The sequence below is a fragment of the Paenibacillus sp. SER-28 genome (assembly GCF_052906305.1).
Genome location: NZ_JBRECM010000003.1, coordinates 269,738 through 291,396, shown reverse-complemented (window position 1 = coordinate 291,396; position 21,659 = coordinate 269,738). Strand labels below are relative to the sequence as shown.

20 protein-coding genes are annotated in these 21,659 nt (G+C 48.0%); 14 read left to right on the top strand and 6 right to left on the bottom strand.

Annotated features, from left to right (window positions below; genetic code table 11):
• Positions 1-70: 70 nt before the first annotated feature.
• Positions 71-1,366, top strand: coding sequence for an ABC transporter substrate-binding protein (locus ACUYLD_RS11410; RefSeq protein WP_446675053.1), 1,296 nt, complete (start codon positions 71-73; stop codon positions 1,364-1,366).
• Between the two features lie 82 nt (positions 1,367-1,448).
• Here ACUYLD_RS11410 and ACUYLD_RS11405 read toward each other — a convergent pair whose 3' ends face one another.
• A complete protein-coding gene (locus ACUYLD_RS11405; protein WP_446675052.1) occupies positions 1,449-1,988 on the bottom strand; it encodes a dihydrofolate reductase family protein in 540 nt (179 codons plus the stop codon).
• 107 nt (positions 1,989-2,095) lie between these two features.
• Between ACUYLD_RS11405 and ACUYLD_RS11400 the strand changes: the two genes are divergently transcribed.
• The 9 genes from ACUYLD_RS11400 to ACUYLD_RS11360 all read left to right on the top strand — a co-directional run bounded on the left by ACUYLD_RS11400 (position 2,096) and on the right by ACUYLD_RS11360 (position 12,372).
• A complete protein-coding gene (locus ACUYLD_RS11400; RefSeq protein ID WP_446675051.1) occupies positions 2,096-3,028 on the top strand; it encodes a helix-turn-helix transcriptional regulator in 933 nt (310 codons plus the stop codon).
• 182 nt (positions 3,029-3,210) lie between these two features.
• Positions 3,211-6,336: a DEAD/DEAH box helicase gene (locus ACUYLD_RS11395; RefSeq protein WP_061829996.1), complete on the top strand. Its 3,126-nt coding sequence runs from the start codon at positions 3,211-3,213 to the stop codon at positions 6,334-6,336.
• A gap of 20 nt (positions 6,337-6,356) precedes the next feature.
• On the top strand, positions 6,357-7,082 hold the full coding sequence (locus ACUYLD_RS11390; protein WP_446675050.1) for a phosphoribosylglycinamide synthetase: 726 nt from the start codon (positions 6,357-6,359) through the stop codon (positions 7,080-7,082).
• 151 nt (positions 7,083-7,233) lie between these two features.
• Positions 7,234-8,139 carry a M15 family metallopeptidase gene (locus ACUYLD_RS11385; RefSeq protein WP_061829994.1) on the top strand — a complete coding sequence of 302 codons (906 nt, stop codon included), beginning with the start codon at positions 7,234-7,236 and terminating at the stop codon, positions 8,137-8,139.
• Positions 8,140-8,229: 90 nt separating this feature from the next.
• Positions 8,230-8,787: a hypothetical protein gene (locus ACUYLD_RS11380; RefSeq protein ID WP_446675049.1), complete on the top strand. Its 558-nt coding sequence runs from the start codon at positions 8,230-8,232 to the stop codon at positions 8,785-8,787.
• A complete protein-coding gene (locus tag ACUYLD_RS11375) occupies positions 8,787-9,125 on the top strand; it encodes a hypothetical protein (protein WP_023986799.1) in 339 nt (112 codons plus the stop codon). The genes ACUYLD_RS11380 and ACUYLD_RS11375 overlap by 1 nt, the downstream gene beginning before the upstream one ends.
• A 1-nt stretch (position 9,126) precedes the next feature.
• On the top strand, positions 9,127-10,560 hold the full coding sequence (locus tag ACUYLD_RS11370) for a glutathionylspermidine synthase family protein (protein WP_446675048.1): 1,434 nt from the start codon (positions 9,127-9,129) through the stop codon (positions 10,558-10,560).
• A 95-nt stretch (positions 10,561-10,655) separates the two neighbouring features.
• Positions 10,656-11,069, top strand: a complete 414-nt coding sequence (locus ACUYLD_RS11365; protein ID WP_061829992.1) for a DUF350 domain-containing protein — start codon at positions 10,656-10,658, stop codon at positions 11,067-11,069.
• 226 nt (positions 11,070-11,295) lie between these two features.
• Positions 11,296-12,372 (top strand): Gfo/Idh/MocA family protein, encoded by a 1,077-nt coding sequence (locus tag ACUYLD_RS11360; protein WP_254328979.1) that lies wholly within the window; start codon positions 11,296-11,298, stop codon positions 12,370-12,372.
• A gap of 164 nt (positions 12,373-12,536) precedes the next feature.
• Here ACUYLD_RS11360 and ACUYLD_RS11355 read toward each other — a convergent pair whose 3' ends face one another.
• Together ACUYLD_RS11355 and ACUYLD_RS11350 are read right to left on the bottom strand one after the other, a co-directional pair.
• Positions 12,537-13,037, bottom strand: a complete 501-nt coding sequence (locus tag ACUYLD_RS11355; protein ID WP_446675047.1) for an NAD(+) diphosphatase — start codon at positions 13,035-13,037, stop codon at positions 12,537-12,539.
• A 135-nt stretch (positions 13,038-13,172) separates the two neighbouring features.
• Complete coding sequence (locus ACUYLD_RS11350) at positions 13,173-14,651, bottom strand: MFS transporter (protein ID WP_446675186.1); 1,479 nt, start codon at positions 14,649-14,651, stop codon at positions 13,173-13,175.
• Positions 14,652-14,815: 164 nt separating this feature from the next.
• Between ACUYLD_RS11350 and ACUYLD_RS11345 the strand changes: the two genes are divergently transcribed.
• Entirely contained in the window at positions 14,816-15,238 is a 423-nt protein-coding gene (locus tag ACUYLD_RS11345; RefSeq protein ID WP_061829988.1) for a MarR family winged helix-turn-helix transcriptional regulator, read from the top strand.
• Positions 15,239-15,331: 93 nt separating this feature from the next.
• On the opposite strand, the gene ACUYLD_RS11340 is transcribed toward ACUYLD_RS11345, so the two are convergent.
• On the bottom strand, positions 15,332-15,910 hold the full coding sequence (locus ACUYLD_RS11340; RefSeq protein WP_322172587.1) for a TetR/AcrR family transcriptional regulator: 579 nt from the start codon (positions 15,908-15,910) through the stop codon (positions 15,332-15,334).
• 188 nt (positions 15,911-16,098) lie between these two features.
• Here ACUYLD_RS11340 and ACUYLD_RS11335 point away from each other — a divergent pair, with 188 nt between their 5' ends.
• A complete protein-coding gene (locus tag ACUYLD_RS11335) occupies positions 16,099-17,322 on the top strand; it encodes an MFS transporter (protein WP_254328983.1) in 1,224 nt (407 codons plus the stop codon).
• 17 nt (positions 17,323-17,339) lie between these two features.
• Here the strand turns inward: ACUYLD_RS11335 and ACUYLD_RS11330 are convergent, their stop codons facing one another.
• On the bottom strand, positions 17,340-17,672 hold the full coding sequence (locus tag ACUYLD_RS11330) for a DUF3995 domain-containing protein (RefSeq protein WP_446675046.1): 333 nt from the start codon (positions 17,670-17,672) through the stop codon (positions 17,340-17,342).
• Positions 17,673-18,046: 374 nt separating this feature from the next.
• On the opposite strand from ACUYLD_RS11330, the gene thrS reads away from it, so the two are divergent.
• Positions 18,047-19,960: a threonine--tRNA ligase gene (gene thrS, locus ACUYLD_RS11325; protein ID WP_336077920.1), complete on the top strand. Its 1,914-nt coding sequence runs from the start codon at positions 18,047-18,049 to the stop codon at positions 19,958-19,960.
• A 159-nt stretch (positions 19,961-20,119) separates the two neighbouring features.
• On the opposite strand, the gene ACUYLD_RS11320 is transcribed toward thrS, so the two are convergent.
• Entirely contained in the window at positions 20,120-20,920 is an 801-nt protein-coding gene (locus tag ACUYLD_RS11320; RefSeq protein ID WP_061829985.1) for a GTP pyrophosphokinase, read from the bottom strand.
• Positions 20,921-21,195: 275 nt separating this feature from the next.
• On the opposite strand from ACUYLD_RS11320, the gene ACUYLD_RS11315 reads away from it, so the two are divergent.
• Positions 21,196-21,657 (top strand): S-ribosylhomocysteine lyase, encoded by a 462-nt coding sequence (locus ACUYLD_RS11315; RefSeq protein ID WP_029515967.1) that lies wholly within the window; start codon positions 21,196-21,198, stop codon positions 21,655-21,657.
• The last annotated feature ends 2 nt before the right edge of the window (positions 21,658-21,659 follow it).

The following is a 21,659-nucleotide window of genomic DNA, read 5'->3' as shown; positions in this document are numbered from 1 at the left end:
AAAATGTACACGGTGTGCCACTCCGCAAACGGAGGACACTTTGAAATTTAGAATAGAAAGGAACATAAAAATGAAAACGCATACTTTTAAAAAGAAAGCTCAAGCACTAATCTTGCTTCTCGCGGCCTTTGCCCTGGTTTTGGCAGGTTGTAACAGCAGTGGCGGACAAAACGCAGGTAAAGAGGAAGTGAAGGAAAAAACAATTCACATTTTTCAGTTTAAGGTAGAGATTGCAGAAGCGCTGAATCGCATGAAAGCGGAATACGAAGCTTCTCATCCAGGGATCAAGCTCGATATTCAGACCGTGGGCGGGGGCAGTGACTATGGAGCGGCGTTAAAGGCGAAGTTCGCCTCCGGGGAGCAGCCGGATATTTTTAACGTAGGAGGTTACCGCGAGCTGGATACGTGGATGGAATATTTGGAGGATCTGTCTGACCAGCCTTGGGTTGGCGATGTGGTCGAAGTCGCCAAAGAACCGATGACCAAAGACGGCAAACTGTATGGCCAGCCGATGAATCTGGAGGGGTACGGCTTTATTTATAACAAGGATTTGTTCAAGAAGGCGGGGATTACGGAGACCCCTAAAACATTGTCCGAACTGGAGGGAGCTGCGCAAAAGCTCCAAGCCGCTGGGATTACTCCATTTTCTAATGGATATCAGGAGTTTTGGGTGCTGGGCAATCATTTGCTGAACGTGGCATTTGCCAATCAGCCGGACCCTTCGGCCTTCGTCAAAGGACTAAATGATGGAACAGCAAAGATTCCGGGTAACGCTGTATTCGCCGAGTGGATTAAGCTGTTCGATCTGACAATGAAGTATGGCAATTCGAAGCCGCTCACGACCGATTACAACACGCAGGTAACGAACTTCGCCACTGGAAAGGCTGCCATGATGCAGCAAGGGAACTGGACTCAGGTCCAAATTGACGGTATTAATCCGAAGCTGAATTTGGGTATTTTGCCTATGCCGATTGGTGAAGATGCAACAGCCGGAGATAAGCTGTTTGTAGGTGTCGCTAACAACTGGGTGGTTAATAAAAATTCGACTGTCAAACCCGAGGCGAAGGAGTTCTTAAACTGGATGGTGACATCCGAGCAGGGTAAAAAGTATATCACCAAGGAATTCAAGTTTATTCCAGCATTTAAGAGCATCGAAGGGGCAGAGGCTGATATGGGCCAACTGGGTGCGGAAGTGGTGAAATACAGTAAGGAAAACAAACTGTTGGGCTGGTTCTTTAGCCGCTATCCTGAAGGAGCACAGCAAGAATTCGGAAGTCAGATGCAAGCTTATGTGGCAGGTAAATCGGATGCCGGGAAGCTATTCGAGGATTTCCAGAGAACATGGGATAATTTGAAGACCAAATAATGAACAAAAGCACGCGATAAAGCCTTCATATTTCAGGGAGATTGCATGATCCTGAAATATGAAGGCTTTTCTGTAAATAAAATTATAAATGGTAATGGAGCAGAGCGATATCCCCACGGCGTTCTATTTCTTTGAGCTTAAATGTACTTGGTAGCGTTCCTTCTGGAAATAACGGTATTCCTTGTCCAAGCACCTTGGGAATGATCGCAATGATAGCCTTCTCCAGCAGTCCAGCTTGTAAGAAGGCCTGAACTAACTGGCCTCCACCGACTAGCCATACCGCACCTTTCGATTGTTCTTGTAGACGTGGAACCAGTTCAGTCAGAGCTTCGTCCGTAAATGTAACATGTGGCGCTTGCTGTTGTTCCGTTAATGCTCGTGTGAGCACATAGCATGGCTTGCCAGCATAAGGGAAATCATCTGAGAGCTTCAACACTTCCTCATACGTCAGCCTGCCCATCAGCACTGTACCTACGGTGTCGTAAAAGTCGGCATATCCATTGTCCCCGCCATCCCCTTTAACATCATACAGCCAGTCCACCGAACCGTCCGGCAAAGCTATATACCCGTCGAGACTCATGGCAATATACAGCACAACTGCGTTTGATTTCAAATCTTCCATAGTTCATTCACTCCTTTCTATTTCCTAATGTTACAATGTATTTATGACATAGTATGTCGTAGTTAAAACGGTCATTTTAAATTAATTTTGGATTCGAGGGGTACCTTATGAACGAACGCAGAATTGCTCTTATGAGGATACTGGATTCCCGAAAAAAATATACGGCGCGTGAGCTGGCTGAACGTTTTGGTGTCTCCGTCAGGACGATACAAAGAGATCTCGACTATTTGCAGCAGACCGGGTTACCCCTTTATACCGAAATGGGTCCTCATGGCGGGTATCGGGCACTCCCCAATCGGCTTCTTCCTCCCTTTCATCTTGCTCGCGACGAGGCTCTGGGTCTTTTCCTCATGCTGCAACTGTTGGAGAACATTCCAGATATCCCTTTTGGCTCGGTTCGTGGACATTTATCCGAGCACTATTATGCCGAGCTTCCACAGGATGTGCAGGACAGTATTGATCAATTAAAGGAGTACATTTCTTTTCGTATGCTACCCACTCACGCAGAGTCACCCTACACCTCAATCATTTTGGAGGCTGCGTTGAATAAGCGCCGGGTGAACATGTTTTACCGCTCCGCTTCCGGTGAAAAGTGGACTGAAGTATATCCGATTGGACTGTATTTTGATCACGGATATTGGTACATGCCAGCGCATAGCAGAGACCGCATCATTCTGTACCGTTCAGATCGGGTGATTACAATAACGATGCTGGACGAAACCTCAGACAGCCTTCCCACACTTCAGGAATGGTTGGCTTCGGAGGATTCCCGTATAGGAATTCCGTCCAAAATAAAATTTACCGCATTGGGTGCCAGGCTGGCTGGATCAGATGCCCTCTTCCAAAATGTTTCCCATCAAGAAGGGCAGGATCAGGAATGGCAGGGATATATTCCGGTCGAAGAGTTTAGATATGTGTCCCGACTTTTGCTAAAATACGGGCCAGAGGCCGAGGTCATATATCCGAAAGAGCTGCGGATGAGGGTCAAGGAATTGCTGCAAGACAGCCTGCATCCTTATCTGAAGGAGGATGACGAATAGGAGAGAGTATCCATAGCCATTTCCATGGCTTTTCGGACTCCCCTTTTTTATAGTTAATCACATGAATATTTAAGGTTATTAACTTATGACTTTCCATTTATTTTTGTGATAAAGTTTTGAAAAGAGCCCGTTTTCGTATATGATGAAGAGTAATAATTCAAAAGGCTGGACGGGAGACAGATATGAATCAACCGCTTTATGGAATATGGCTCGGAGATGTGTTTTTTTGCTTTTCTGGTGAGACGTCGGAACCACGTATCGATGCGTGGAGCAGTGTAATCCGCAGGCTGACGCTAAAGGGAGACCTTCGGCCGTTTCGGCAGGCTGCGTTGCGTCTTGCTGAGGTACGGATACCGAACACTGCTCGTGTGGAAACCGCGGGCAGAGGTGGCAAAAGACGTTCCATGTTGGGGCGTACATTGGAGGGTTTGGCGCTGGAACCGCGCGAGACGATGGCACTGCTGACTCGCATGGACGAGAAGGGCTGTGCGGCATCGGGCATTACGCTGGGCGAGGAAATGCAATATTGGCAAAAAGCCGCTTATTTTGCGCTAGAGCTGATGCAACGGGGCGAAATTGCGCCATCGCTTACAGAGGCGCGTCCATCGGGACCGCGTCGTCGTGGTCCGGAAGCGGCTGTCGGGGTGTGGATTCCTCGACTGTGTCAAGAGGAGGACATACGCCGCTTTCATGAGCTGGCTGCTGCGATGCCAGCTGTTTGTATGGCAGCTCCGGCCGTTTTTGCGGGTAAGGAGCCTGAAACACGCGAGGATGCAGCCGGAATCGTGCTGTACTCCTTCTTGTGTGCGGTCATCCATGCGGAAACGACCGCGGTGCTGGCAGCATCAGACCGTGAGCTGGGTCGATATCGCGCAGAGTATCGGCGCGGAGGATCACCGCTGGCGGAGCTGTGGTGGAACAGTCTGCTGACAGGTTCCCGCCCGGTGGCGATTCAGGGAACGCCCGCGGAGATGGAGGAGCTGGTGCTTCAAGCGTCCTCTGTTGAGGGAAGCGCAATGCCTGTCACGGAACGGGAAGACAAGGAGCCGATAGAAGGGCAACTGCGGTTGTGCCTTCGTTTGGAGCCTTCCCTGGAAGAGAGTGTCAAGGATTGGCGCATTACCTTTTGGGCAGAAAGCGATGCTGAGCCGGGGTTGCGACTGCCTGTTCTGGCACTGTGGGCGCATCCTGAGCGTGATCTGGTTCGAGGCGGAATTGTATATCGTCAAGTGCAGGTGCAACTGCTAATGAGGCTCGGACAGGCGGCTGAAGCAGCACCTATATTGCAAGAAGCGTTGAATCGTCCTTATCCCGAGGGGCTGACACTGGAGCCAGAGTTGTTCTTCCGCTTCCTGACGGAAGCCGTTCCTGCATTACAAAAGAACGGTATCACCGTGCAAATGCCTTCACGCTGGAGCCGGGAGGGCCGAAGACGTGCAGGCTTGCGGCTCAAAATGCGTTCGACAGAGCAGGGTGCCAAGCCAGATGGTGTGATTGCCGATACATCGTCTGTCGGCATTAACCGCATGATCTCGTTTGATGCCGAGGCTGTGCTGGGTGATACGACTTTGACGATGGAGGAACTGGAAAGCATCGTCGCGGCCAATTTGCCGTATGTACGTCTCGGAGGGGAATGGATCGAGGTCGATCCCAAGGAAATCCGTCAGGTGCTGCGCTTTATCAAGCGCGGGGAAAACGGTGAGATGAGCTTGTCCGAATGGATGCATCTGGCTGCAGAAAATGAAAGTGCAGGCGAGGCCTCATGGAAAGGCTTGTCCATCTTTGGCGCGGAATCCGCCGGATTGCTTGCGTCTTTGGCTGAGGGCGGCGTACTCCGTTCGGTAGAGCCGCGGCCTGTGCCGGAGACACTGCACGGCGCATTACGGCCCTATCAAGAGCGCGGCTTTCAATGGCTGGCTGCGATGCGTGGATTGGGCTTTGGCGTCTGCCTTGCGGACGACATGGGGCTTGGTAAAACGATTCAGGTCATCACCTGCCTGCTCGACGGTGGCATCGGTGCAGATGATCAACGTCCGGCGTTGATCATCTGTCCGACGTCCTTGCTCGGCAACTGGCAGCGCGAGCTGAAGCGCTTTTCACCGGATTTGTCGCTGTATATTCACCATGGCAACCAGCGACTCCACGGTGAGCTGTTTCAGGAAAGTGTACGTGAGTATGATATCGTCCTCACTACCTATCATTTGGCGGGCCGGGACGGCAGCGATTTATCTGCGGTATACTGGTCCTCTATCGTGTTGGATGAGGCGCAATATATAAAAAATGCACGAACAAAGCAAGCACAAAGCGTCATGAAGCTGTCTGCTCCACACCGGATTGCCATGACAGGTACTCCGGTAGAAAATCGTCTGAGCGAGCTGTGGTCTATTTTTCAATTCCTGAATCCAGGTTACCTCGGTACGGCGTCTTCGTTCCGCCAGCGTTACAGTTTGGCGGGAGAAGAGCGGGGGTCCGCGTTGCGCGAGCTTCATCGGCTCGTCTCCCCGTTCATGCTGCGTCGACTCAAAAGCGACCCAGATATACGCAAGGATTTGCCAGAGAAGCTGGAGTTGAAATCCTACTGTGTACTGACACCAGAGCAGGCCGGATTGTATCGGGGCGTGGTGGATCAATTATTGGGAACACTGGATGGGCAGATCGGTATGGCTCGCAAAGGACTTGTTCTGTCTTCACTGACCAAGTTGAAGCAGATTTGTGACCATCCGGGTCTGATCATTCCGGGTCGGGCTGATAGTGGTAAAACGGAAAACTCGGGCAAAATGGAGCGACTGCTGGAATTGGTAGAGACGATTCGCGAGAACGGCGAATCGGCGCTGATATTCACCCAATATGTGTCGATGGGAGAATTGCTGGTCTCTCGTTTGGCCAAAATCTTCGGGGAAGAGCCGTATTTTCTGCATGGAGGACTAGCGAAAACCAGACGAGATGAAATTGTTCACAACTTCCAGCAGGGAGAAGGCCCGAATATATTCGTACTTTCCCTGCGTGCAGGTGGTGTGGGTCTGAACCTGACACGTGCCAGCCATGTCATTCACTATGACCGCTGGTGGAATCCAGCAGTGGAAAATCAGGCGACGGACCGTGTATTCCGTATTGGTCAAAGCCGCAATGTACAAGTGCACAAGCTGATTTGCCAAGGTACACTGGAGGAGCGGATTGACGAGCTGATCGAGAGCAAAAAGGCACTTTCCGAGCAGGTTGTCGGCTCTGGTGAACATTGGCTCACCGAAATGTCTGATGATGAATTGCGTGGTCTGATTGCGTTGCAAAATGATGTATGGATTGAGTGAGCAGAGAAAGGATGAAGGCGATGACGAGGCCGCGAGTGAAGCTAAAAGTAACTGACGGTCAATGGATAGCGGAATTAGACAGAAATGGGTTGGAAGGCGAATCAACGGGGGTACCTTCCACACATGCTGTCCAATGGACTGGCCCCGCGCCTGTACTGAACCCCGAACAGCGAAAAGCATGGCTGGAGCAGCTAAAAGCAGATCCTTTGGACATCTACCGTTTTTTGCAAGGGGAAACCTGTCTATCGCTGGATGAAATCGTTCAGCTAGCAGCTGAGACAGCCACTTCTAGCACGGAGGATGGCGTGGGTGTAGTCGACGAGGTGAAGAAAGCTCTTCAAACCGGTCTGGAAAGCGAGCCGCAGACCTGTCTAGAACTGATCGGAATGACACGGGAAGAGCTGCTGGAGTACGTATTCAGTGCTTGGGCCGGGGAGTTATCCCATGTGCAGGGGACATCCCCTGCGCTTGAGTCTACCTCGCGGCCAGAGGGCGGACGCAGCGGATCGGCAGCGATTAGCGAATGGATTGCGGAGTCTGCCGCAGAAGGAGCATTGCATCGTCCCGGTGCGGGCTTTCATGCAATTGAGATTCGTCTGCCGCAGAAGCTTGCTCCTAAGAAGGAAGCGGATATTACAGCTTTGCTGCCGGGTTTACCCCGTGCGGAAGAGGCATTGAAACTCATACGTGAACGGGTAGCTGAGCGGGCCCGAGCTGCAATCCCGCAAAAACGTCATACTCCGTAACAATTCGGGTATATACTTCCTTTTTCGAGTTTATTCGCCTTCATCGAACGGGATAATGGCTTCGAAGAGTGCCAAAAGTTCAGTTACAATGGGGAAACGGAAAAGTCACAGCAAGTCATGCATCAAATGCAATATTGGAGGAGATACCAGCATGAAACGACATATACAACAGACGCGAGCATCTAAGCGCTGGACCAAAGCGCTCATTCCGGGTCTGATCCTGCCAGGGCTATTACTGGCAGCCTGCCAGCAGGGGGGATCAGGTGGACAGGAAAGCGAGCCGTTGAAGTCATCTACAGCGGTACAGGAGAATGTACAGCCTTCCGCCCAGCCGGATGCGGGCAATGGCAGCACTAGCGCTGGACAAGCCTCTGCGGGTACAGGAAGTGGACAGGCCGAGCCTGTGATGGCGTTGCGAAGCCAGAGTGCGCTGCAAGCCACGGTTAAGGAAGAGGATGGAACTGCGATTGTCACCAATGCGACTTCTGATACAGTCGTTGTGAACAAAAAGCGTAGCTTGCCTGTAGGCTATGTCCCCGATGACCTGGTGGAGCCGCAGGTGCCTTTTTCCTTCGAGGGACCGCATGAAAAGCGGCATTTGCGTAAGGAAGCGGCAGAGGCACTGGAGAAGCTGTTCGACGGTGCGGAAAAAGACGGTATTGAGCTGCGTGCGGTATCGGGATACCGTTCCTATAAGCGTCAGGTATCTATTTTCAACAACAATGTAAAGACAAAGGGACAGGAATATGCCTCTAAAGTTAGCGCTGTACCGGGTACGAGTGAGCATCAGACTGGTTTGTCCATTGATGTATCCAGTCCAAGCGTGGGTAATGTGCTGGAGCAGTCCTTCGGAGCTTCCAAGGAAGGCGAATGGCTGGAAAAACATGCACCGGAATACGGATTTATTATTCGTTATATGAAGGGTAAGGAAGATGTAACCGGCTATGTGTACGAGCCTTGGCATATCCGTTATGTGGGAATAGACATTGCGGAGGATGTAGCCAAGCAGGGAATGACGCTGGAGGAATATTTCGACGAGAACAATATCAAGCTGTAGCAGTGAAATCCAAGCCGTAATCCTAGGGATTGCGGCTTTTTGTCGTATTTTTCTTCCAAATTGAACCTTTTCAAGGTAGAATCTCGTATAGTGAACGACGACATAAGCGCTTTGATTTGTTGCAAACCTCATGACAGAAGCGTACAGGAAGGGAAGGGAATCATCATTTATTATTCATTAACGTATCGCGAATGGTCGGAAGACACTCAAAAGGAACTGCGCAGCCTGACACGGGAATCCGTATCGGGAGATGAGCTGTTTCTACGCAAGCTTGTAGACGCTACGCGTCTCCATGACAAACTATGGTCGCATATATCGAATGAAAGTGAGGAACATACGGATCATTCCGTCTATGTGACTGAATTTACAGGGGAACGTGCAAAGCCTTACGGTGCGTCCATCACAGACCTCGTGCTTGCCAGTGAGGGAGGTTACACTTCCACATACAGTGCAATGTACTGGATATGGCATGAACCTGCATTCCGTAGTATGGATCAGCGGGAAGGTTCGGTATTTACTTTGGAGTTGGCCCAACGGCTATTAGATCACTATACAGTACAGGGTGGCAAAACATATGAATTTATATATTCGGTACTGGACCCTCAGCTGAAAAAGGTACATCTGTTTGTGAAGGAGGTCGATCTGTGATGGAGCATTCTTGGGAAAAGATGAAATCTAAGCCCGGCTCTCGTACACGGATGGCGGCTTTTGCCCTGATGTTGGCTGTCCCAGCTGCTCTGACGGGGTGCGGTGACGACGAGTATTATGACTGCGATGAGCTTCCTGTATCGGAACAAACGGCGTGTCGGGATTCAGGCAGCAGCGGGTATTACTATGGCGGATCGACTTATTATAGTGGAGGCTCCTCATACCATAGCAGTCGTTCATCTTCCAGCTCATACCGCAAAAGCTCATCCTCATCTTCCAGCTCACACAGCGGTTTTGGCAGCAGCGGCTCACGCAGCGGCTTTTTCTCTGGGGGTTAAGATGAGCATGCGTACGATTCGGCAATTGCCTTATGAACATGATGAGCTTTTTAAGGGTGAAATCAGCCGTATCATCCCGTATCACCGCATGTATGGCAAATCCTATTGCGTGCCGGCCTTAACGGTATATCGGGAAAGCGAGCTGGCAGAGCTTCAGGTTGCTTCTGAGGCGGTACATCGTATTTATCGCAAGGTTCAGCAATTCGTTCAGCGCTATATGCCGGATGAATACCTGGTGGAACGGTTGGGGATTCATCCGGGCTTGCTACGTGCTGCACGTATGGAGGCCGAGCCGGATGGGATAACCCGCCAGGACTGGATTGTGGGGGAAGCGGGTATCAAGTGCATTGAGAATAACACCGATACCCCAACCGGGATTCCCGAGGTGGCTTATCTCGAAGGAAAGCTGCTGGAGGTGCTGAGTAGGGATGGAATGTCGGAGGATGACAATGCACTACATGGACCCTCATCTGGAATGGACGAGGCGATTCAGTCTGCCTTGACGGAACTCATTCATTTTTATAGCCGCAAGGGATTAGGGATAAAGGTGTATTTTGCTTGCTATGACTGGCACATCGAGGATCAGACGAACACCAAATATATTATGCATTTATGTGAACAAGCCGGATTCGAAGTCGTTTATGCTCCTTTGGAAGAACTGGAGATTATCCCGAATGAAGGATTGTATCACCGGGGAGAGCAGATCCACATTCTCTATCGCCTGTATCCGCTGGAGTATCTAATTGATGACCGGGAGGAGAATACGGGGCTTGAGGTGGGGCAGGCGCTAATGGATATGGTGGCAGACGGGAAAATAGGATTAATCAACCCGCCGCAGCATATCATTACCCAGAGCAAAGGGTTCACCGCAACCGTGTGGTCACTGTATGAGCGCAATGAGCAAACACCAGAGTTCTGTGGCTTTCGTTTGTTTGACGATCGCGAGCTGGAGGTGATACGAACCTACCTGCTGCCTACGTATTTTGAGCCCTCGGTGTTTATGCAAAATAATGAGCCTTATGTGGCCAAAGGTATATGGGGACGGGAGGGTAAGGGGACGCACTTGATTGAACATCCTCAATCCGAGGAGATGCTGAAAGGCGCCTTGGGAGAGGTTGAACCTGCGGAGATTGACAACCCTGATCTGCTTCACCAAGCTGACGCTCCACGAACGCCTGAGCAGGAGGAAGCCGCACATATTGCCGCTTATTACGAGGGACAGCCTAAGATTTATCAGCGGCTGTGGCCGATGCAGAGTGCAGAGGTACAGACCGACGAAGGATTATTTCATGGCTATGTGTTAACAGGTATATTCGTGATCGGGGGGCGTTTTGCGGGTGTCCTGCCGCGAATCGGTGAAAAGGTAACAGGTGATATGGCCTACTATTGCGCCGCCGCCGTTGCTACCGCACCTCCTAATCCGCACGTTATATAAGCTGAATTAAAAAATGTACAATATTCGAACATATCTGTTCATTTTCACAAGTGAGGATTTGGCAAAATCCTGAAGTATCATAAGGAGGAAGAAAATTGGACTCTTATATCAGTTTGGGGAACGCATTGGGCAATGTAGGTGTCGGCCTGCTTATCCTATTTGCTATCTTAATCGTAGGTTATTTTGTGTTCAGTTTGCTGACACGTTATAACGATAATCAAGAAATCGCACGCGGCAATGAGGCGGCAGGCATCTATATGGGTGCAAAGCTGCTAGGTCTGTGTATCATCGTGGGGATGGTGTCGTACAGCAGTCATTCATGGCTAGATATGCTGACCTGGTCGGCTGTGGGTATTGTAGTGCTGTGTCTGGTCTATGTGATTTTTGATCTGGTGACGCCGCGTACCAAGGTGTGCGAGGAAATTGCCAAAGGCAATGTGGCTCTGGCACAGCTGCTGCGCTCGATCATCGTCGGGGTGTCTTTTGTGGTAGGTACATTTTTGATGTAGTCGATATAGAGAAGGAATATCAAGGATCTGCAATACCGGATAACGGAGCTGCAGATCCTTTTTTTATGGAACATTGCATTCACTGCCCGGCATCAGACTGTTGAATTGAAGGTTGCAACGATCACTTCCTGTGGGACTATTCTATAAAGCAACGGGTGATACTGCATAGCAAAAGGAATTTGCTACAGAGTTCAAACCAAATAGAAGAGAAGGGAATTCTGAACATATGAGTACCTCCACCTCCCCAACCAAACAAATTCGGATGGGTATCATTGGCCTGGGTCTTATCGCTGAATATCACATAAGATCACTGCACAGCATCTCGGGGGTATCTATTGTGGCCGTTAGTGATGTGAATCCCAATCGCCTTCAAGCCATCGGAGAACAATTGCAACTGCCTGCTTCCAAGCGGTACTCCCATTATGAAGCATTAATCCGTGACCCAGAGGTAGATGCGATTCTGTCGCTGACACCCAATGATGTGCATTTTGACATTATTCGTATTGCGCTGGAAGAACACAAAGCTGTACTGGCAGAAAAACCATTGACTCTCACATGGGAAGAAGCGGATCAGTTGAAAAAGCTATATACAGCGAATCCTGTGCCTTTGCTGGTTCACTATAAGCATCGCTACGGCGCAGCCTTCCAATATACCAAGCAACTGCTGGATGAGCAAAAGCTGGGCAAAATCTATAACATTCAATTTCGTTATCTAATGGATGCATTTGCGCCGTATCGTCAGCATCCGTATACATGGCGTCACAATTTAGCCAAGGCTGGTTCCGGAGTAGTGGGGGATACAGCCTCACATATCATTGATCTGGCCCGTTTTCTGGTGGGTGAATTTAAAAGTGTCGCAGCGCTGCTACATACCATTACACCCGAGCGGTTCGATCCGATCACGGGTCTGCCTGTAAAAGTGGATGTGGAAGATCTCGCTGCCTTTCATGGCATCGTAGGCGACAATACCGTGGGAACCTTTATCACTCATAAAAATGCCATCGGCATACGGCACGATATCGAAGTCGATATCTATGGAGAACTTGGTACGCTGCACGCCAGCCTCAATAACCCGGAAAGTATCCGCATTGTGCTGCGTGACCTGGAACACCCAGGTGCCGAATACGAGAGTTGGGCTGTCCCTGCAATCTATAATCATACGGCCTATGAAGATTTTGTTGAGCTGGCAAGGGGGAAGTCTGTCGATCGTGCTCCCTTATTCGAGGACGGCTACAAAAACCAGTGGGTACTTGAGAAAATACTGCAATCCTGGAAAGAGAATGGACGTTTAGTAGAAATGTAGGGATGTGAGGGGAGTCGCTGAAATTCCAGCACTGACAAAGAGTATAAACATGCTGTGACCCGCAAGAGGGTTCCTTGGAAAGAGCAGCCATCTTGCGGTTTAGCAATTCAATATCTGTAAAGACATCTTTTTCATCATTTTCGCATCGCCACGCTTATATCACTTCAAATCAATCCTGCCTCAATCTTTTCAATAATGGTCAGCAAGAAGGATTCAGCTAAGCTGTTTTTCAAAATAGCTTGCTTGGCTTCCTCCAGTGTAAACCAAAGTGCTTGATCTACCTCCGTACTAAGAACATCCAACTGATCGTCATTCACAATGGACACAAAATTCAGCATCAGTGTATTGCTTCGTTCAAAATACTCGCTGCGCATATATTGATACTCATCGACTTGTAATCCTACTTCTTCCTTAACTTCACGCACCAATGTCTGCTCGGCGGATTCACCCTTGTTCACATAACCTGCCAATAAAATGAAACCCTGAATATTGTACTGCTGTATGAGCAGCACCTTATCTCTCTGACTATTCAATACAGCGGTACTGATCGCAGTGCTGAATATCGGGAAACGAAAGACCTGGCATGTATGACAAAAGGGGATAGGGCCTTCGCCTTCACACTCCTTCACCATCAATTTTGTTCCGCATTCATAGCAATATTTCATGTAAGCTCCACCCTTGTATCCCATTTTTAAAATTGTAAATGTTGCTTTTAATGCCGTGTTTGTACTGCAATACTCATCATCTTAATTCTACGATCATTGTTCTGTCTACGGACGCTTTATTTCTTCGCTTGGTCTTTATCCCTTTTCTTGCTGCGTTCTTGCCCGTCTAGCCCCGATCAGCCGCCAGCCTGTTAACAATGCCGCCACAAGACAGATGGACGCGGACGTCATAAAGACTACATGCATGCCTGCCAGAAAAATTTCTGGATGACCCGGGACCAAGCCGGTGACCCGATAACCAGCCTCTTTACTCATAATATAAAAGAGGATCGATGTGGCCAAAGTGATCCCCACAACCATACCGACGTTGCGAACCAGCGAATTAACACTCCCGGCTGAGCCGAGCTGTGTGCGGGGTACTGTAGACATAATCAGCGAGTTGTTCGGCGATTGGAATAAACCACTGCCAATGCCCAGCATGGCAATCCACAGACCCACGAGCGGGATGGAGCTGCCTGCATGCAGTTGGGCCAATCCAATCTGGGCAATGACCATAACGACCAGCCCGGCGAATGTGAGCAGTTCAGATCCGATTTTATCGGAAAGCGCACCGCTGAGAGGGGCCACAATAACCATCGAGATGGGGAGCAGCATCAGCAGGAACCCGGCATGAAAAGGCGACAAGTTCAGCATATTCTGCGCATAAAAGGGCGAAATGATGTTAAAGCAAAAATTAGCGACGAACACCAGAAAAGCACACAAAATACTGAGCGAAAATAACGGATTTTTGAATAGCGCGAGCTGTAAGAGCGGCCCAGGACGACGAAGTTCCAACCTAATGAACATGGCAAAAGCAACTATAGCCACCACCAGCGAAGCAACGATACGTTTGTCGCCATACCCGACCTGCTGTCCCAGCAACAATCCGACGAACAAAGTGAGAATAAAAATAGCAAATACCAAGCTACCGGGAACGTCAATTTTATCTTTCACCTTGATCAAATCCTTCGGCAGAAGCTTCCAGCCAAGAAAGACAGCGACCAGCCCTACCGGTACATTGACCCAGAAAATGTACTGCCAGCCCAGCGACGAGACAATAATACCGCCCAAGCTTGGCCCGGCGATACTGCCCAGAGAAACGAAGGTTCCAATGAGGCCAAGTGCTTTGCCCCGTTCATTGGACGGGAAGATATCTGTCACGATCCCCTGGCTGTTCGCCATGGTCATGGACGCTCCAAATGCTTGAATAATACGGGAAATCAGCAGCATAGAAAGCGAAGAGCTAAGACCGCACATTAGGGAGCCAAGAATGAATACGATTGTGCCGATTTTGAATATTTTGATTTTACCGACGATATCTCCAAGCTTGCCAAAAAATAAGATAGCGGTACATATCGCCATTAAATAGGCGGTTGTCACCCATTCAATCTGTGCCACGGGTAAATGTAACGTGCGAGACAACACAGGAAGAGCGATATTGACGATGCTTCCATCCAATGTGGACATAAATGTAAACAGATTCAAAACAATTAAAATCAGCCAACGTTTCTTCTGGACTTCGATATTCTCTTGATAGGTTGTAGCCGTTGTAGCTGTTGTAGCAGTTGAACTCATCATTACACCTCGTTATCGTTAACAATTTCTATTTAGTTGCACGCGCAACTAAATGAACGGTTCTAGTGTACAGCAAATTAGTTGCGTGCGCAACAATATTGTTGTAAACTTTGCTTTGGTCCCAACTGGGGATTTGTCATTTTCAAGCCAATGAGGTGTATTTGATGAGAAAAAAACCGATTGGAAAGCTAATTTCCCACTTGTACCGTCGAAATCAAAAAATACTGTCCAAAAAACTGGGCCCTTACGGAATCGGCAGTGGAGGACAACACAGCTTTTTAAAGCTCATTTTGCAGCGACCGGGCATTACACAAGAGCAGTTGACGAATGAACTTAAATTTGACAAGGCAACCACGGCACGCTCTGTGAAACAATTGGAGGAATCAGGCTATATTGAACGAAAAACGGACCCAAATGACCGCCGTTCCTATCTTGTATCTCCCACGGCCAAGGCGTTAGAGTTTGCCCCTGTCTTACAAGGAATATTGGACGAGCTCAATGTCAGCCTTGTCCATAAACTATCCGAAGAGGAAGAGGATCTTCTTATCGACTTACTGCAAAAGATTAGTATAGACCCTGACGAATAAACAAATAAAGAGTTAGCCAGAGGATCGTGGCAGGTAAAAGAAAAAGCAGCCCTCACAGAGGATACTCTGTGAGGGCTGCTTGATACCACTCATTCAGTCCATGCCAATTCCTTTGAACGCATTCATGACTAATTGTCGCACATAGGAATCGTCTAATGGATAACCAGTTACCAGCAATCGATAAAAAACGGGCCCATAAATGAGATCGATACATAATTCAATATCGAGATTATCCTTCAATTCTCCGCGCTCTATTCCGCGCTCAATAAGAAGCCTGGCCTCAAGTCGCCGAGGGTGGAAATATCGGGTCCGGTATGCCTCTGACAATCCTGAATCAAGTTGCCCTTCGCCTATTAACTCCGTAATGATTTTACCCTCTCGGCTTATTAAGAACCGCACTAAATTTGTGGCATGAATGAGAATGTCATCTAATACACAACCCGTGTCGGGCACGGGCAATCTTGCTATGGTGGCTGACAGGAAACCATCCATTACTACTGCAGCTTTGTTAGGCCACCATTTATAAATGGTGGCTTTGCTCACTTTTGCTCGCTCAGCAATTTTTTCTACCGTAACCGCCCCAAAGCCTTGCTCCAACAGTAGATCATAGGAAGCGTTAAGGATAGATTTTTGCGTTTCCATATTACGTGGACGTCCTCTTTTACTCTGCATTGGAATGCTCACCTTCTTAACAGATATAAGTAAACGCGAAAAATAAACTATACGTTCAGTATATCAAATATTATGTGAAATAAAAAAGTTGATTTTGCCTATTTACAAAACGAAACGTTCAGTATATTATTTGATTATCGAATTAGTGAACTATACGTTTAGTATTTAAATTAATGAGGAGGATTATTATGCAAAGAGAACAACAAGTCTTAAAAAGTAACCGTATCTCAAATTGGATGATGTTTTTGTTGGCAGCCGCATGCGGCCTTATTGTTGCCAACCTGTACTATGCTCAAACCCTTGTAGGACCTATTCACGTTGCTATGGGTCTTTCCTCTACAGCAGCGGGCTTCATTGTCACCTTAACTCAAATCGGTTATGTGGTGGGATTGTTATTTATCGTACCGCTCAGCGACATTATTGAAAATCGACGGCTCATGGTCATATCGCTAATTATCACAGTCTGTGCATTGGTTGTTGCCGCTTTTGCCACCAATGCCCCGTTGTTCCTGACCGCATCCTTATTCATTGGAATTGGATCTGTGGTAGCCCAGATACTGGTGCCGTACGCTACCTATTTAGCATCCGAAGAGCAGCGCGGCCGCGTTGTTGGGAATGTCATGAGCGGACTCTTGCTAGGCATTATGTTCGCACGGCCAGTAGCAAGCTTTATCACCAGCATCTGGGGATGGCAAGCCGTATTTATTTTGTCAGCCATTGTCTTGACGCTGTTGACGATTCTGCTCTCGCGAGCTCTTCCAGAGCGCAAGCCTGTGCCTACGGTATCTTACAGTAAATTAATTTTCTCGCTAGGCACTCTTTTAAAACAAACGCCTGCACTGCGCCGCCGTGCCCTGTATCAAGCCTGCCTATTTGGTGCCTTCAGCCTATTTTGGACTGTTGTTCCTCTACGTTTGGCGGATGATTTCGGAATGTCTCAACAAGGGATTGCATTGTTTGCTTTAGTAGGCGTAGGCGGTGCAGTAGCTGCCCCGATTGCCGGGAGATTGGCTGATAAAGGCTGGAGCAAAGGTTTAACCGGGTTAGCTATGATCATTGCAGCCTTGTCTTTTTTGCTCATCTATCTTTTTCAAAGTCATTCGACGGTTGCGCTCGTACTTCTCTTTATTTCAGCGATTACACTGGATATGGCTGTATCGGGAAATCTTGTACTTGGACAGCGTGTGATTTACTCCTTGGGAAGTGAGGCGAGGGGGCGTCTGAACGGATTATTCATGTCTATTTTTTTCATAGGCGGAGCGATTGGATCATCATTAGGCGGTTGGTCGTATGCGTTAGGAGGTTGGAATTTTAGTTCTCTGATTGGAGTCGTCCTGCCTGTGCTGGCTTTGCTGTACTTTTTCACTGAGAAAGAAACGAGTGGAGACGTGCGAAAGAAACAAACCACCTGATAGAGGTCGGCTTTAAGCTATGCCGTACGCAAAAACATAATAATTAAAATGGCTGTTCCCAAGAGAAAACAAAGGGGCGAGTAGAGCACAGTGTCCCACTTTGCAAAAACAGTTCCTTTTTTTCTCTTGAAGAACCCTACCCATTTGAAATCTCCTATAGAACGTAAAATAAATACGCACGACAACAAGCCTACACCGTAGGAATGAAAGGTACTGAAAAACGGCTCAAAGAGCAAAGCCGTTCCGCTGCCTTTGCACCTTTTTGTCCGCCGAATACCCAATAGGAGGCATGAAATTACATAAACGCCCACTTGAAATACCTGCGAATTTGATCTATAATGCTGTAGCATATAGTGATATTCAAGGCATTGACCAAAGACATGATTTCCTTGAAGGGCCGTTCAGAGAGAAAAGACGAGGCTGAGAGCTTTTCCGGCAACCGCATGTGAAGTTACCCCTTTGTAGCCGTGACGTTGAACATGTAGCTGTGCAATCTGGCAGTAACATCAGTAAGCGCCTACCGCTTTATCCCCGTTAACGGATACCAATGGAGGGTCACGCATGTCGTGCATGAGCATGTTCCGATGAACATAAATGTACGCACAGGAGCGGGCCGAACTAGGGTGGAACCACGAGCTGAACGCACTCGTCCCTTGAGGGAGAGAGGCGTTTTTTTTGCGTTCAATTTTGATATAGAACACAATTTGAAATGGAGGCTTTAATCGTGAGTATTCAAGTGAAATTGCCAGATGGAGCCGTACGCGAGTACGAGCAGGGCGTAACAATTGCCGACGTGGCGGGTTCGATCAGCTCCGGGCTGAAAAAGAACGCCGTAGCAGGTAAAGTGAACGGGAAGGCTGTAGATCTGAACACCGTTTTGGATCAGAACGTTGACCTTGAAATCATTACGCTGGACGGTGCAGACGGTCTGGAAATTTATCGTCATAGTACAGCGCATTTGCTCGCTCAGGCGCTCAAACGCATTTACGGTGAGAAAAACGTGAAACTGGGTATCGGTCCGGTCATCGACAGCGGCTTCTACTATGACATTGATATCGAAAACCCATTGTCTGTTGACGACTTGGCCAAAATCGAGAAGGAAATGACGAAGATCGCACAGGAAAATCTGCCGATTACACGTCGTGTGGTCAGCCGTGAGGAAGCCACTCGTATTTTTGGAGAGTTGGAAGATCCACTGAAGCTGGAACTGATTCGTGATTTGCCGGAAGAAGCGGAAATTACAATCTATGATCAAGGCGAATTTTTTGACCTGTGTCGTGGCCCGCATTTGCCATCAACTGGCCGCATCAAAGCTTTTAAACTGTTGAGTGTAGCGGGCGCATACTGGAGAGGCGATTCCAACAATAAGATGCTGCAACGTATCTACGGAACAGCATTCCCGAAAAAAGCACAACTAGATGAGCACCTGCATTTGCTGGAGGAAGCGAAAAAACGCGACCATCGCAAGCTGGGTAAAGAGCTGGAACTGTTCATGTTCTCCGAAGAAGCACCGGGCATGCCGTTCTACCTGCCTAAAGGTATGGTTGTCCGCACTGCATTGGAAGATTACTCCCGTGACATTCAACGTCTGCATGGCTATGAGGAAGTACGTACACCGCTGATGATGAACAACCGTCTGTGGGAACAATCGGGACACTATGAGCATTACAAGGAAAACATGTACTTCTCCGAAGTGGATGAAACTACATTTGCTCTGAAACCGATGAACTGCCCAGGGCATATGCTTGTGTTTAAAAATGAGCTTCACTCTTACCGCGATCTGCCAATTCGTATAGCCGAATTTGGACAAGTGCATCGCCATGAGCTGTCCGGCGCGTTGAACGGTATGATGCGTGTTCGTACATTCTGTCAGGATGATGCGCATATTTTCGTCACACCAGGTCAGATTGAACAAGAAATTACAGACGTAATTAAGCTGATTAACGAAATGTATAGTGTGTTTGGCTTTGACTTCACAGTGGAATTGTCCACACGTCCAGATGACTTTATGGGCGAGCCAGCACTGTGGGATCAAGCGGAACAAGCTCTGCAAAACGTGCTGGATCACCTGGGCATCAACTACCGTATTAATGCGGGAGATGGAGCATTTTACGGTCCGAAAATTGACTTCCACATTCTCGATGCGCTCAAACGCAGCTGGCAGTGCGGAACGATCCAATTGGACTTCCAAATGCCTGAAAAATTCGACCTCACTTATGTGGGCGAGGACAACCAGAAGCACCGTCCAGTCGTTATTCACCGTGCCATCTATGGTTCGATTGACCGCTTCATGGGCATCCTGACTGAGCATTTTACAGGTGCATTCCCATTGTGGTTGGCTCCTGTTCATGCGAAGCTGTTGCCAGTATCCGAGAATTATATCGAGACTGCCAATGAGATACAGGATACGTTGCTGAAAGCAGGTCTGCGCGTCGAAGTGGATACTCGCAATGAGAAGCTTGGTTATAAAATCCGCGAGGCGCAATTGGAGAAGGTTCCATATATGTTCGTTATCGGGGAAAATGAAAAAACAACCGGTACTGTAGCGGTTCGTAAACGCGGCGAAGGCGATCTGGGATCACTCAGCATTGCGGATATCGTTGAGAAAATCAGCACAGAAATTCGCGAGAAGCAGTAATATTTGAATCGAAAAAATGTGTAAAAGAGCCATCAAAACCATGATGAACGTGGTTTTGATGGCTCTTTTTTGTACCCAATACATAAGAATCCAGCGTAAGACTGAACCATAGTTTTTGCAGCCTCAACTGAATTCTCAAATTATCTTGTACACAAATACTTAGCAGGTTTGTGGCCGTGAAGTGGCGTGATCTGCAGGGAGGGAGAGTGTCTTCAAGGACGTCTCTTCGGATTGTTTGGCCGGGGATTCTTCCGCATCCTGTTCCTCGCTAAGCGATAAAATTTCGCCGCGCAACTTCAGCATTTTCTGATCCAGTTCGTAGGTTGCACGTGCAGCTTCGGTCAATCCATTAACGACATGTTCAGGTACTTTCTTATCGAACTTATAGTACAAAATATGCTCCATACTGGCCCAGAAATCCATAGCCAATGTGCGCAATTGAATTTCAACCTTGATCCAGCGTGTGCCTTCAAACAGGATCAGCGGAATTTCCACAATGACATGCAGGCTCTGGTAGCCGTTGGGCTTAGGATGGGCTATATAGTCCTTGACCTCCAGAATACGAATGTCTTCCCGTGTGTGAAGATGATCCATCAGACGATAAATATCTTTCACAAAAGCGCATACCACGCGCATTCCAGCGATATCATGAATTTCACGCAATATATTGTCCAAGGTGACTTCATGCCCTTTGCGCCGAACCTTTTCCACGATGCTGTGGGGCTCTTTGATCCGGGTTTTAATATGCTCAATCGGGCTAAAACCGTCTAACAGCTTCCATTCCGTCTGAATCAGCTTAATTTTATTCTTTAATTCCTCCAGAGCCAGCTGATAAAGGACGGGAATCTTTCTCCACTCCTCTAGTTGCTTGGCGTCGACACTGTTTTGATCCAGCTGTAGCTGAAATTCCTGCAAGGGTAATGGGACAGCATTCAGGTGCTTCCAATCCGGTTCATTCACAGAGCATTCTCCTAAATGAGGCTTATGATGTCCTCGATCTTTTTCGTAAAAATGCATTATCGTATACATTGTACACTATGTCAAAACCTACAGGCAAAGGAGAGACGATCAAAGAAAAAAGAAATACGACAAGAATTATAGTGGTAAAACCGAGTAATCCGATGTATAATTACAAAAATGCTGATTTGGAGCATTTAATTCTTTGAAAAAATCACAAATGTAGAGTATCCATCATTAGATTAAAAATATAAATTACAGAAAAGAGGAAAAGAAAAATGGCAAAAGTAGAAAGTTTTCAATTAGATCACACGATTGTAAAGGCTCCTTATGTAAGAGCGGCGGGAGTAGAGCATGACGAAAAAGGAAGCACAGTACAAAAGTATGATTTGAGATTTTTGCAACCCAATGAAGATGCACTTCCTACAGCTGCTGTACATACGCTGGAGCACTTATTAGCAACGTATCTGAGAGATGAAATCAAAGGAATTATTGATATCTCTCCTATGGGATGCAGAACGGGGTTCTACTTGATTTTGTGGAATGAACACGAGCCAGAGGAAATTGCACTCGCTTTGGAAAAAACTTTGAAAAGAATTCTGGAAACGACAGAGGTTCCGGCTGTTACTGCTTTGGAATGCGGGAACTACAAGGACCACTCTCTTTTTTCCGCGCAGGAATATGTGAAGATTGTATTGGAAGCTGGTATTAGCCGCGATCCTTTCGAAAGAGTACTTTAAAA